The sequence below is a fragment of the Taibaiella sp. KBW10 genome (assembly GCF_003852495.1).
GTDB lineage: Bacteria > Bacteroidota > Bacteroidia > Chitinophagales > Chitinophagaceae > Edaphocola.
The window spans coordinates 48,968-61,593 of sequence record NZ_QAJI01000007.1; the positions used below are offsets into that span (position 1 = coordinate 48,968).

Annotated in this window: 13 protein-coding genes; 5 read left to right on the plus strand and 8 right to left on the minus strand. The window is 42.0% G+C overall.

What is annotated here, in order from left to right; translation table 11 throughout:
• Positions 1-3: 3 nt before the first annotated feature.
• Positions 4-336, plus strand: coding sequence for a dihydroneopterin aldolase (locus DBR32_RS14155; RefSeq protein WP_124637021.1), 333 nt, complete (start codon positions 4-6; stop codon positions 334-336).
• Here DBR32_RS14155 and DBR32_RS14160 read toward each other — a convergent pair.
• From DBR32_RS14160 to DBR32_RS14195, 8 genes are all read right to left on the minus strand, one after another.
• Entirely contained in the window at positions 333-1,346 is a 1,014-nt protein-coding gene (locus tag DBR32_RS14160) for a VWA domain-containing protein (protein WP_124637022.1), read from the minus strand. The genes DBR32_RS14155 and DBR32_RS14160 overlap by 4 nt on opposite strands.
• On the minus strand, positions 1,346-2,245 hold the full coding sequence (locus DBR32_RS14165) for a hypothetical protein (protein WP_124637023.1): 900 nt from the start codon (positions 2,243-2,245) through the stop codon (positions 1,346-1,348). Before DBR32_RS14165 ends, DBR32_RS14160 begins: the two co-directional genes overlap by 1 nt.
• Positions 2,246-2,305: 60 nt before the next feature.
• Positions 2,306-3,175: a DUF58 domain-containing protein gene (locus DBR32_RS14170; protein WP_124637024.1), complete on the minus strand. Its 870-nt coding sequence runs from the start codon at positions 3,173-3,175 to the stop codon at positions 2,306-2,308.
• Between the two features lie 76 nt (positions 3,176-3,251).
• Positions 3,252-4,211, minus strand: a complete 960-nt coding sequence (locus tag DBR32_RS14175) for an AAA family ATPase (protein ID WP_370453706.1) — start codon at positions 4,209-4,211, stop codon at positions 3,252-3,254.
• 243 nt (positions 4,212-4,454) lie between these two features.
• Positions 4,455-5,768 (minus strand): M48 family metallopeptidase, encoded by a 1,314-nt coding sequence (locus DBR32_RS14180; protein WP_124637026.1) that lies wholly within the window; start codon positions 5,766-5,768, stop codon positions 4,455-4,457.
• Between the two features lie 52 nt (positions 5,769-5,820).
• On the minus strand, positions 5,821-6,417 hold the full coding sequence (gene folE / locus DBR32_RS14185; RefSeq protein ID WP_124637027.1) for a GTP cyclohydrolase I FolE: 597 nt from the start codon (positions 6,415-6,417) through the stop codon (positions 5,821-5,823).
• 12 nt (positions 6,418-6,429) lie between these two features.
• Positions 6,430-6,840, minus strand: a complete 411-nt coding sequence (locus tag DBR32_RS14190) for a 6-carboxytetrahydropterin synthase (RefSeq protein WP_124637028.1) — start codon at positions 6,838-6,840, stop codon at positions 6,430-6,432.
• 142 nt (positions 6,841-6,982) lie between these two features.
• Positions 6,983-7,960, minus strand: coding sequence for a T9SS type A sorting domain-containing protein (locus DBR32_RS14195; RefSeq protein WP_233559750.1), 978 nt, complete (start codon positions 7,958-7,960; stop codon positions 6,983-6,985).
• Between the two features lie 164 nt (positions 7,961-8,124).
• Here DBR32_RS14195 and mqnB point away from each other — a divergent pair, with 164 nt between their 5' ends.
• The 4 genes from mqnB (at position 8,125) to DBR32_RS14215 (ending at position 12,409) form a co-directional block, all read left to right on the plus strand.
• A complete protein-coding gene (mqnB, locus tag DBR32_RS14200) occupies positions 8,125-8,808 on the plus strand; it encodes a futalosine hydrolase (RefSeq protein WP_158606005.1) in 684 nt (227 codons plus the stop codon).
• 30 nt (positions 8,809-8,838) lie between these two features.
• Positions 8,839-9,264, plus strand: coding sequence for a DUF2007 domain-containing protein (locus DBR32_RS14205; protein ID WP_124637031.1), 426 nt, complete (start codon positions 8,839-8,841; stop codon positions 9,262-9,264).
• An 8-nt stretch (positions 9,265-9,272) separates the two neighbouring features.
• Positions 9,273-11,204, plus strand: a complete 1,932-nt coding sequence (gene dnaG, locus DBR32_RS14210) for a DNA primase (protein WP_124637032.1) — start codon at positions 9,273-9,275, stop codon at positions 11,202-11,204.
• A gap of 62 nt (positions 11,205-11,266) precedes the next feature.
• Positions 11,267-12,409, plus strand: a complete 1,143-nt coding sequence (locus tag DBR32_RS14215; RefSeq protein ID WP_124637033.1) for an NAD(P)/FAD-dependent oxidoreductase — start codon at positions 11,267-11,269, stop codon at positions 12,407-12,409.
• Positions 12,410-12,626: the final 217 nt, after the last annotated feature.

Genomic DNA, 12,626 nt, shown 5'->3' on the forward strand with positions numbered 1-12,626 from the left:
CCCATGCTTACGGTTTCCGTGATGAATGCCCTCTTTAATGCTCCTGTAGGTTTATACCCACAAGAGGCACATACGATGAATAAAATACAGATTGACCTTAAAGTGAGCACACCTGCGGATATACAAAGCTTGCCGATGATTGACTATACGGTCTTGTATGCGATGATTAAGGAAGTTATGCAGGCGCCTCATAAGACGCTGGAAACGATTGTGACAGCGGTGTATCACAAAGTAAAAGCCCTGCATAAGGAAACAAGTGTCAGCATCCATGTACGCAAATTGAATCCACCAATCAGTGGTATCCTTGATTATACAGAGGTAAGTTTTGCGGATTAGGTGATACTTTTAAATACCGTATAAGAAAGTGCAACTTCTATAATCAGCAGCAACACCGCGATCAAAGCAATGGGCAGGTACCATTCTTTATACTGCCGGAAAGCATTCACTTCCATTTTATTTTTCTCCAGACGGTCGATTTCCTGATAAATGTGTTGTAGGGAAGCATTATCTGTTGCTCTGAAGTATTTACCACCGGTCTCTTTGGCAATACGCGTGAGTAAGGTTTCATCAATTTGCACGGGTATGACCTGTTTCTGCAAATGACCGTTACCATCCGCCACCGGGTACAGGGCATTTCCCCGCGAGCCTACCCCAATAGTATAGACGCGAACCTTATACGTTTGCGCTATTTTCAAAGCCGTTTCCGGATCAACAATACCGGAGTTATTCACTCCATCGGTCAGCAAAATCACGACCTTGCTTTTACCGGCAGTATGTCGAAGGCGGTCTACTGCAGTAGCCAGTCCCATACCTATGGCCGTACCATCGGTGAGCATGCCACTTTGAAGATTATTCAGTTGTTCTATAATGACATTGTGATCTATAGTAATCGGCGACTGGGTAAAGCTCTCCCCGGCAAAAACCACCAGACCGATACGGTCTGCCGGCCGGTCGAGCACAAATTTTTCCGCCACTTCTTTAGCCGCTTCAATCCGGTTGGGTTTAAAATCTTCTGCCAGCATACTTTTGGACAGATCCATGCTCAGCACAATATCAATCCCTTCACTATTCATATCATCACTCACATTCGTTTGCTGCGGACGGGATAAAGCGAGCACCAACAATACAAATGCAGCCATACGCAAATAAGTTAGGTAAGGCCGGTATGTCACTTTCCAGCCGGGATTATTAGCGCCTTTCAATCCTTTGGTCGTAGAAATATGAAAAGCAGTGTTCCGCGATAAATGATACTTTTTTTGTAACCAAAATAATAATGGAATACACAACAGCAGCAATAAATAAGCCGGACTATGCAAGATAAAATTAGGGATTCCCGGAATACGCATTATGATACCAAGCCCTCCTCTTGCTGTGCTTTAGTCTTATTAATAATTTTGGTTGCAGCATCCATACAGGCCATATGTTCGGCCTGATCGGGCGATGCTTTGGCAAATTTCGCAAGATCTGCCGTAAGGAATATTTGCTTCAATTCTGATCTTATTTTCTTCAGGTCCCGTTGGTTTTTCGCCAGTTTAAGCAATTCATCGGTCGTCAGCTCTGCCGCCGCAATGCCAAAACGGTCTTCCATGTACATCCTGAGTACATTCGTAAGGTCAGTATAATATTCTTTGATCTTGCCTTGTTCGAAATAATCAGTCCGAGCAATTTCAGCCAACATCCGTAAGGCCTTTTCATGCGCTTTTTCAGGTGCGCGCTGCTCTTTTACCGCTTTTACTTTTCGGTGTCGCCACAGGTAAATGAATAACACAATTAATGCGACAGCAGCCAGGCCACCGGCCACCCAGGGCCAGTATTCCCACCATTCTTTTGCAACGGGTATAATTTCTTTAATGGGTTTAATCGCTTTTGAGGTATCTACTGCTACCGTCTGCACCCCGATTATAAAACTATCGGTATCATACGCTTTTGCATCACCTTCTGCCGGAACAACTTTAAAAGACATTTTTGGAATCGCATACACACCGGAATCAAAACCGGTAAGCGTCAACTTCTGTTTATATAAGATTTCATTTCCGGAAACAGCGGAATCTACTTTTCCCGTATCTACAATTTCAAGGCCTTTGAGCGTCGGCAAGTCAGCCCAAAACAATTGTCCGTCTTTGGGATGATGCTTTACTTCAATAAACAGATGAAACTGGTCGCCAAGCACTATTTTCTGTGCATCCGTCTTTGCAGACACAATAGTCTGCGCCCTTACACTGCTCCCTAAAAGGACGAATAGCATAAGCGTGAAACATTGTTGTATAGCGTATCGCAATGAGGTCATATTTCTTTAAATCGAAAATTATATTCTTGCTCTGAAAAAGCTTTGTAATGTTTTAATGTAATCCTGGTCGGTACGCACCGATAAAAGTTGCGCTCCTGAGCGTACAAAAGCATCCGCATTATATTGCTGCTGTTTTTTAAACGTAGCGGTATAATGGATACGAGTGGACTTATGTGCCGTATCAATCCATTGCTGATGGCCTGTTTCCGAATCCTGCACCTGTAATAAGCCAACAGAGGGCATTTCCACATCTAAGGGGTCATATATCTGCAAGCCCACCAGATCGTGTCTTCTGGCCGCAAGTTTCAGCGGCTGATCATAAGCATCGGCAATAAAATCGCTGATCAAAAAGCTAATGGCTTTTTTTCGGCAAACATTATTAAAGAATTCTAGACAGGCCCGGATATCGGTACCGCTGTTTGGTGCCGGCTGCATGGTGATCAGTTCTCTGATAATTCTGAGGATATGCGATTTCCCTTTTTTGGGTGGAATGTATTTTTCGATTTTATCACTAAAAAAGATCACCCCTACTTTATCATTATTGGTATTGGCTGAAAAGGCAAGCACCGCACAAATCTCCGTGATCATTTCTCTTTTATTGATCTGAGCCGTACCAAATAAGGAACTGCCGCTTACATCAACCAACAGCATTACGGTAAGCTCTCTTTCTTCTTCAAATACTTTCACAAAAGGTGTAGAGAAACGGGCCGTTACATTCCAGTCAATCGTCCGTACATCATCTCCGGGTGAGTACTCCCGCACTTCACTAAAGGACATACCGCGCCCCTTAAAGGCTGAATGATATTCTCCGGAAAAAATATGGCTGCTCAGTCCTTTAGTCTTGATCTCTATTTTCCTTACTTTTTTTAATATTTCGGCAGTGGTCATGACGTGCGCTGTTATCGATTATTACGGGCGAGGCTTGATAAGGTAAACTCCTTATTCCGGCAACGGATGCTCTGGTCTAAGGTACCTCTACCGCATTTAAGATTTCATCTATAATCTGTACTGAAGTAATATTTTCGGCTTCCGCCTCATAGGTAATGCCTATGCGGTGCCGCAATACATCATGACATATGGCACGAATATCCTCGGGTATTACATAACCTCTGCGTTTGATAAAGGCATAGGCTTTTGCTGCAATAGCCAGGCTGATACTCGCTCTTGGAGAACAACCGAAGGCTATATACGCCTGTAGTTTCTGTAAATTATAATCTTTAGGATAACGGGTGGCAAAAACAATATCTAAGATGTATTGTTCTATTTTCTCATCCATATACACCTCTCTTACCAATTGCCTGGCTTCGAGTATTTCTTTGGAAGAGACTACTGCATTGATTTTAGCAGCACCCCCGGGTTCTATGTTTTGACGAATGATAAGGCGCTCATCTTCCTTTTCCGGATAACCGATCACTACTTTCAGTAAAAAACGGTCTACCTGTGCTTCAGGCAAGGCATAAGTCCCTTCCTGCTCGATCGGATTTTGGGTAGCCAGTACCAAAAAAGGTTCTTCTAATTTATGGGTCGTATCACCAATGGTGACCTGCTTTTCCTGCATGGCTTCCAATAATGCAGACTGTACTTTTGCCGGTGCACGGTTGATCTCATCTGCCAAAACAAAATTGGCAAAGACCGGTCCGCGGCGTACCTCAAAGGAATGCTCCTTTGGATTGTAAATCATGGTACCCACCACATCGGCAGGTAACAAGTCGGGGGTAAACTGTATACGGCTGAATTTAGCATCTATTGCGGCGGCCAGCGATTTGATCGCTAAGGTCTTCGCAAGACCCGGCACCCCTTCCAGTAAAATATGTCCGTTTGCCAAAAGGCCGATCAGTAAACGCTCGCCCATTTGTTTTTGTCCTACAATGGCTTTACCCAGCTCCTGGCTCAATGTATCTACAAACGCACTTTTCTCATTGATCCGTTCATTTAGCGCTCTGATGTTAACTGAATAGCTGCCCGCAGATAATTCCATAAATAATGTTTGATTAATATTGCTGTATAAAAATTAAAGTTTGCAATCCTTGCACCAGCTTGCAATTTATAGTGTTTAATCTAAAAATTGTAATAAAATTTTACAAAAAAAATACCTCGCCGCATCCAAGCCCAAAACGCAAAAAGTGGATAACAAGGTATCCACTTTTCAAATTTAAAATAGCCTTAACTATTCGTATGTTTTCAGTTTAGTTTTGTATTCCGCAGATTTTTCCGGGTTATTTAAGGCTGCATGTATTTTGCCTACCGCCTGCAGGGTTTCTAAAAAATACCCTTTCTCTTCCGTACTGATTTTATTTTCTTTTTGCTTAGGCTCCAGTATTCTTTCTGCCGCTTCAAATGGTGCCAGGGCTTCTTTCAGATAACTGTTTCTGAGGGTAACGAAACCATCATATTTCAGGTTATCGGCTTTCGTACTACCTAAGGCGTTCATTTTAGTCGCAATGTAGTCAGCTTTTTGAACAAACATATTACCTAACTGATATTGGTAAATAGCATTACCCGATTCCAACTGAACCGCTTTCTTAAGACTGGTTTCTGATTTCTTATACAGCTCTTCTGCGTTTTCAGGCACTTTCCCCTCTTTTCCCATGGCCATATTGCGATACAGGATACCCAGATTGCTCACAAATTGTGCATTATTCGGATCTTGTACTACCGCTTCTTCAAATTTCTTGGTCAACAGGTCTTCTTTACCTTGAACCACATAATAATTCAGCTCATCTGCAGCAATATCTTTGTTGCCCGGGAACTTCTTTTTTGCACTTTCGATAAGCGCTAATTGCTTCGCCGTATTCTTTTGCTCTCCGTAGGACATGGCCGCTACTCTATATATATCTACGCTGCTAGTGGTAATCGGATTAGCGATTGCCGCCTCCAACTTGGGAATGGCCTCATCGTATTTCTTACTATAATAGGAAGAGTAAGCGCTATACATATTAGATTGCGCCAATACTGTATCAAATGCTTTGTTTGCCTTGATATATTCTCCGTTTTTGTGACCAAAGCTTCCCTTTACAATATCAAAAGCGCTGATGGCCGCGTCATAATTACTTTTATTAAAATCATTGATCCCGTCATTAAACGCAAAAATCCCCGCATTTTGGAGCACATTATCGATACCGTCTGTTTTCCCTTCAATTTTTGGATCTAAAGTGATTGCTTTTTGAAAAGCTTCATAACCGGTTTTATACGTTTTTCCCGCCTGGTAGCTTTCTATTTGAGACAAACTAATATAAGTAACCGCTTTTGCCATCCACGCACCGGCATTAGTGGCCGTTTCCGCATTAGCAACCGCTTCATCAGCAGCAGCTTTAGCTTTAAGCAATAATTTTTCCGCTTCCGGTTTATTGCCCAGAATTAGTGCTTCTCTCGCTTTGTCATAAGCGTTGTTGGCTTCTTTGATCTTAGATTTTTGTGCATAGGTACTTCCTGCAGATGCTGCAAGCAATAGCCCTAATGTTACAATATGCTTTTTGTTCATAACAATCTTTTTACTGTTTTCTTATTATTCAGAATTAAAAAATCATTGCAATTTATGATAATTCCGTTGAAATTAATCTTAAAAATTCGGAACGGGTTTCATTTTGCAAAAACTGCCCGCTGAAGGCAGAAGTTGTGGTACTGCTGTTTTGTTTTTGTACGCCACGCATCATCATGCACATATGTTTGGCCTCAATCACCACGGCAACACCCTGTGGTTGCAGGGTCTCTTGTATGGCCGCCAGGATCTGATCGGTAAGGCGTTCCTGCACCTGCAGTCTTCGGGCAAATACATCGACCACCCTGGCCAATTTACTTAAACCGGTAATATAACCATTGGGGATATAGGCAATATGCGCCTTCCCGATAAAAGGCAATAAATGGTGTTCACACATAGAATATAACTCGATATCCTTTACGATCACCATTTCATTATAGTCTTCTTTAAACTTAGCTGAATTCAATATTTCATGTGCATCCAGTTGATACCCCTGTGTCAGGTATTGCATTGCTTTCGCCATGCGCTCCGGTGTTTTCTGTAATCCCTCCCGCTCTGCATCTTCTCCTAAAACCGAAATTACCGATTTGTATAATCCGGAAAGTTCCTGTGTGGTTTGTTCATCGTATGATTCTATTTTTTTATACGCCATCTTGCTGCTTTTTTACCCGTAATATTCTACGTATATATTTTTTGTTTCTAATAATTTAACGCAATGTAACACTGCCCCATCTGCCTCAATATGAGGCTTTAGCTGATCCCAGATACCTATAGCCAGATTTTCAGCGCTGGTAAATTTCCCTTGCATAAAATCGACATCCAGGTTCAGGTTTTTATGATCGATCTTTTCGATGACCGTATCCTTTATAATCTGCCCCAATACTTTAGCATTATAGACAAATCCAGTTTCCGGGTTTGGATCTCCCTTTACGGTAACGTGTAATTCGTAATTGTGCCCATGCCAGTTAGGATTGGAACATTTATTGAATACCTCAAAATTCTGTTCGTCTGTCCAGTTGGGGTTAGATAGTTTATGGGCCGCATTAAAATGCTCTACTCTTGTAAGATAAATCATGTATGCCTACACTAATTAAGTCGTGTGGGGGCAAAGTTAACCCGTTTTTCTTTTATGATATTCTTAAATCTTTATAAAACGGCTGCAAAAAGCCAATGTACAGAAAGTACATTGGCTTCAAAAACATATTCTTTAAAATGCCCTACCGGAGCACCACTTTCTTATATACAGACCCTTTGTCTTTAGTAGTGATATGCAAAATATAGGTGCTTTTATCTAAACCACTTACATCCAATACCATATTATCACTTACCGATTTATTTGTTTGCAGGAATACCCGGCGACCAAGCATGTCCAGTATTTCCACAGATTGTATTGGTATTTGTGACACAGAAATATGAAGGACATCTATTGCCGGATTGGGATAAACGGATAACCGGTCTGCTAAATAACTCCTATCCTTTAGGCTAAGCGGTAAAAGAGGAATAGAATCGCAGGCAATGGATGCATTACCAAAATGTATATCAAAAGTATTATCCTGATAGCACCTTAGCTCATAGGTTTCATAGTACGCTTCCGGAACATAACTGATCTCATATTCCGCAAAGGCACCTTTAAGCTGACCAAAATACTGGCCATATGGACCCCGCAGACCTATGCTGTTGAAAGGCGGCCCGCCGGTATGATGATAGACGACTTTTAGGGGTTGCCCATTATACATTCGGGTAGGAATACTGTCTACTACCATTTTCCATATGGTATCAGTTCCGGAAGCATAGGCTGCCGGTACACGATGCGCCATGGTATCTCCCGCAGCCACATTGAAAATATATAAAGGTAGAAAACGATTAAAATCCGTGTTATAATAAAATACCGTGTCGGCCGTCGCATAGACAAAAAAGCTACTTATCGGCATACTGACGATGTTATTATTCTGAGCATTACGCGAATATGCAGTACGCCGCAATTTCCTCGCGGTCACAGAATGGATGAGGGTATCTGATACAGACTCCTGCAATACATATCCATTATAATGTCGGCCTTCAGCCCCCACATTTAATGCATTCCATTGGTAATACCATTTAGCGCCAATGGGTGCAAAATCAGCCTGTGCAAAACCAGTTATGGCAGCGCCGATATATATGAGGAGCATATGCAAAAAAAGAAGCATTTTTTTCATGAAATTCATTTAAAGGGTTATGCAATGCTAATGTACACAAAAAAGCTAAAAAAGAATAAAAACGCACACATTAGTGATTTACTTTTTCTGCATTGAGATGGGTACAACAGCACGATACAGAAGCAAGGATGTCTATTCCCAAATTAAGCGCTAATTTTGAGGCTATGACACATGTACTCATCATAGCGGCTACTGATTTTGAAGTACAGGGCTTGCGGAATTATCTGAGCACCTATTACCAACATATGGGAAACCATGTCTTTAAAAAAGATAAATACCAGATTACATTGGCCTATACCGGTATTGGATTGGTTGCGACCAGCTACCATCTTTCAAAAATAATCGCCGCAGGTCAACCGGATGTAGTAGTACAATTGGGTATTGCGGGGGTCTACCAAAGAAACATGGCACTGGGCACAGTGGTCCAGGTAAAGCATGACCAGATTGCCGATATGGGTGCCATCGCTAAAGACGGTACGTTTCTGAATATAAGCGCCATGGGACTTAGCGAGCCCAGTGCGGCGCTATTCACAACAACACCGCCTCTGTATTTTCAAAAAACGGTAGCAACCTTGCCTAAAGCATTGGGTTTATCGGTCAATTGTATTACCGGTAAGCCGGAGCAATCAAGCCTTCATCCCACAGAAGGAATTGACTATGATTGTATTATCGAAAGTATGGAAGGAGCGGCCATGCATTATGTATGTGCACAGGAAAACATACCTTGCCTGCAGCTCCGGAGCCTGTCTAACTATGTAGAACCACGCGATAAAAGCCAATGGCAACTCAAGCTGGCGATCGATAATCTTAACAGCTTTGCCCTTACACTACTGGAGAATATACCTTAACTTTGAGCACCAAACTATTGTTGGATATTTATGGATAAGATTGTGACCATTCGCACCTTTAACGATTACTTTTCAGCACATGTCATGCAGCAGATTCTGTTGGAATCGGGCATTGAATGTATGTTGCTGAATGACAATTCGGGTACCGTGCTTCCTTCCCTTACGGTAGGCGGCATCCGGTTGCAGGTGCTACAGGCAGATGAGCAAAGAGCGCAAAATATTTTGAACCAGATCGAAACGGAAGCTGATGAAGAGCAGGATACGCCTGCCTATTGGGAACAGGACAAAGAAAACCTGCATCCCGATAACAGGGTATGTGTTTATTGCGGCAGTAAGAATACCTCAACCGTAGATGCCACGAGAAAAACTTTTTTAGGAAAGAAGCTATTCGATATGGCACCTGGTTTATTTGACAAGGACAAATGGCATTGTTTTCACTGCGGTAAAGATTTTTAGGATAACAGATGATCTCGAACGAAAGCATACAAAAGGTTTTAAACCATACAGACATTGTTGAGGTGATCGGCCATTTTATCAGCGTCAAGAAAAGAGGCGCTAATTATATTGCCAATTGCCCGTTCCACAATGAAAAGACCCCTTCCTTTAATATCAATCCGGCCAAGGGCATTTTTAAATGCTTCGGTTGTGGTAAGGGTGGCGATGCTGTGGCCTTTATTGAAGAGCATGAGAAGTTTTCTTTTGTGGAGGCTGTGCGCTGGCTGGCCGATTTCTATAAGATAGAACTGGAAGAAACAGCGCCCAGCGAGTCTTACGTAGCACAACAGCAGGTTGAAGAAAGCCTTAGGATTGTCAATGAATTTGCCGCTAATTATTTCCACGACATTTTATTACAACATGAAGAAGGTCAAAATATAGGTGGTAGCTATTTTACCGAAAGGGGCTTTACCAAAGACACCATTGCCAAGTTCAGGCTGGGTTATAGCCTCGATCAATGGGATGCTTTTGTACAAGCGGCCACCGCAAAAGGGTATAGTCCCGAACTACTAGAGAAAGCAGGGTTGATCAAAGTAAAACCCGAACGTACTTTTGATAATTACCGGGGACGGGTGATCTTTCCTATTTTCGGCAATACCGGTAAGGTGTTGGGCTTTGGTGCCCGTATCTTAAAGAAAAATGACAAAGCACCTAAGTATGTCAACACGCCGGAAAACGAATTATATGTAAAAAACCGGGTCTTATACGGGCTATACCAGGCCCGGAAGGCCATTAATGATAAACAGGAATGCTACCTGGTTGAGGGATATACCGATGTCATCTCTTTACACCAGGCCGGTATCGAAAATGTGGTGGCCTCAAGTGGTACTTCCCTCACTACCGGCCAACTCAAACTCATTGGCCACCTGACCAAAAACCTGACCATCTTATACGATGGCGATGCCGCCGGGATTAAGGCTGCTCTTCGCGGGCTGGATATGGCCTTAGAAGAAAATTTTATTGTAAAACTGGTTTTATTGCCTGAAGGAGAAGATCCCGATAGTTTTGTACAAAAAAATGGCAGCAGCGCCTTTGAAACCTATATTAAAGAGCAGAAAAAAGATGTAATCGATTTTATGATGGAACTGGGACTGAAAGAAGCCCAGAACGATCCCTTCAAAAAATCGGGATTGGTCAATGAAATTGCGGAATCAATTTCTAAGATCGACAAGACCAAAAACCTGGGTTTACAACTCCATTATATTAAAGAGGCTGCGCAGAAACTGGGCGTGGAAGAAGAGGCTTTTGTCGGCATTGTCAATAATTTTATCCGCGACAAAGTAAAACAGCAACAGAGAACGGAAGCAACGAAAACAACAGAACCGCAGGATGCCTATTTTAATCCCGACGATCTAAGTGTTACGCAGGAAGCTTCGCTGAATCTTTTTCAAAAAGAATATAAGGAAGAATGGCAACTGATCAAGATGCTGATTGAATATGGCAGTAAGCCCTATGCTGAAACGGGCACAGTGGCCGATTATTTTTATGAAAATATTGATATTGCCAGTTTTGAAAATGCTTTGGCACATGATATTGCCATGGCTTATTATCAGTACTGGTCTGAGAAGAAAGAACACCCTGCCCTACAGTTCTTTGTGAATCATCCCATGAAGTCGATCAAAGAAAAAGTGGTAGACCTGATTCAGGTAGAGCATCAGCCCAGCGAAAACTGGTTAAAGAAATTCAATATTGAATTGCCTATACCGGAAGAGCTTTATGAGGAGGATGTTAAAAGTTCTTTTGCCTATTTTAAGCTAAAACTCTTAAAAAGATATTTGCTGGAGAATCTGGAACAACTCAAAAACTGTACCGCCCCCGAAGAAATTGAGAAATTAATTCGTACCAATTTACTCCTGAAACAACAGGAAAAGGAGTTAATGAATATTGTGATTGTACGTTAAAATACAATAATTGTGTTTCTCTTTATGAATGACAATACATAACTGTAATAGACTGACCTGATATGAACAATCATTTGTTAGCCCATAAAAAAGTAGCTATTATCGGAGCCGGTCCTGTCGGGCTGACCATGGCGAGATTGTTACAACAAAACGGCATAGACGTAACCGTTTATGAAAGAGATCAAGACCCTGAAGCCAGAATTTGGGGTGGCACGCTTGATCTGCACAAAAGTTCCGGGCAAGTAGCAATGAAAAAAGCAGGTTTATTAGAAACTTATTATGCTTTGTCGCTACCTATGGGTATACGCTTTGCCAACGAACAAGGCCACATATTATCTACAAGAAAGCCTACACCCGAAAACCAGCATGACAATCCGGAGATCAACAGAAATACCTTAAGAAAAATGTTGCTGGATAGTTTACAAAGCGATACGGTTGTGTGGGACCGTAAACTAACCGGGCTGGAAGAAGTGAAGGGGAAATGGCTTTTACATTTTGAAGGCAAACCCGATGAAACCGCAGATCTTATGATCGTCGCCAATGGGGGTATGTCAAAAGCAAGAAGTTTTGTGACCGATACGGAAGTGGTAGAAACGGGAACATTTATTATACAGGGAGATATCCCTGAACCGGAGATCAACTGTCCGGAATTTTACCGCTTATGTGATGGAAACAGGCTCATGACCGCCCATCAGGGCAATTTATTAGTGGCAAATCCTAATAATAACGGGGTCTTATCTTATGGGATCATTTTCCAGAAACCGCCCGAATGGGAAGCGGATAATGGATTAGCGGTTCACAATACCGACACTACGATTGCGTTTCTGTTACATAAACTCCAAAATTGGGAGGAGCGATATAAGCAATTGATTCGCGCCACAACTTTTTTTGTGGGCTTACCCACGAGAAAATTACCCTTGGGCAAACCCTGGAAGAATGATCGTCCACTGCCCATCACCCTGATCGGAGATACGGCTCATCTTATGCCGCCTTTTGCGGGACAAGGGGTCAATACCGGACTTATGGACGCCTTAACTTTGTCTGACAACCTCGCGAACGGAGCATTTGAAACAATACAAGAGGCTATTAAGGATTACGAAGATAAAATGTTTATTTATGCATCAGCGGCACAACTTGCCTCCAGCGAGAATGAGGTTGAGATGCATCGTCCCGACTTTTCATTTCAGCAATTAATGATGGATTAACCGCAGTTAAGCCCTTAAACGTTCAATTCCGTCTTTCGAATGAACAACCTAATAATCAGCAAATTAATCAATAGCGCAATCTGCTGCAATATGTTATATCAGACATACTGAAGGATAATACCTAAATGCTAAAAAAGTCCTTTCACATTACAAAGAGATCACCCTTAAGGGTGATCTCTTTGTAATTAATATCATTAAAATCTGTAAATAAACGATA

Excerpts from the sequence above, each read along its gene's own strand:
- mqnB (WP_158606005.1), top strand. The coding sequence starts at position 8,125 with ATGACACATGTACTCATCATAGCGGCTACTGATTTTGAAGTACAGGGC.
- DBR32_RS14205 (WP_124637031.1), top strand. The coding sequence starts at position 8,839 with ATGGATAAGATTGTGACCATTCGCACCTTTAACGATTACTTTTCAGCA.
- DBR32_RS14165 (WP_124637023.1), bottom strand. The coding sequence starts at position 2,245 with ATGCTATTCGTCCTTTTAGGGAGCAGTGTAAGGGCGCAGACTATTGTG.
- DBR32_RS14215 (WP_124637033.1), top strand. The coding sequence starts at position 11,267 with ATGAACAATCATTTGTTAGCCCATAAAAAAGTAGCTATTATCGGAGCC.
- DBR32_RS14155 (WP_124637021.1), top strand. The coding sequence starts at position 4 with ATGCTTACGGTTTCCGTGATGAATGCCCTCTTTAATGCTCCTGTAGGT.
- folE (WP_124637027.1), bottom strand. The coding sequence starts at position 6,417 with ATGGCGTATAAAAAAATAGAATCATACGATGAACAAACCACACAGGAA.
- DBR32_RS14160 (WP_124637022.1), bottom strand. The coding sequence starts at position 1,346 with ATGCGTATTCCGGGAATCCCTAATTTTATCTTGCATAGTCCGGCTTAT.
- dnaG (WP_124637032.1), top strand. The coding sequence starts at position 9,273 with ATGATCTCGAACGAAAGCATACAAAAGGTTTTAAACCATACAGACATT.
- DBR32_RS14195 (WP_233559750.1), bottom strand. The coding sequence starts at position 7,960 with ATGAAAAAAATGCTTCTTTTTTTGCATATGCTCCTCATATATATCGGC.
- DBR32_RS14170 (WP_124637024.1), bottom strand. The coding sequence starts at position 3,175 with ATGACCACTGCCGAAATATTAAAAAAAGTAAGGAAAATAGAGATCAAG.
- DBR32_RS14190 (WP_124637028.1), bottom strand. The coding sequence starts at position 6,840 with ATGATTTATCTTACAAGAGTAGAGCATTTTAATGCGGCCCATAAACTA.
- DBR32_RS14180 (WP_124637026.1), bottom strand. The coding sequence starts at position 5,768 with ATGAACAAAAAGCATATTGTAACATTAGGGCTATTGCTTGCAGCATCT.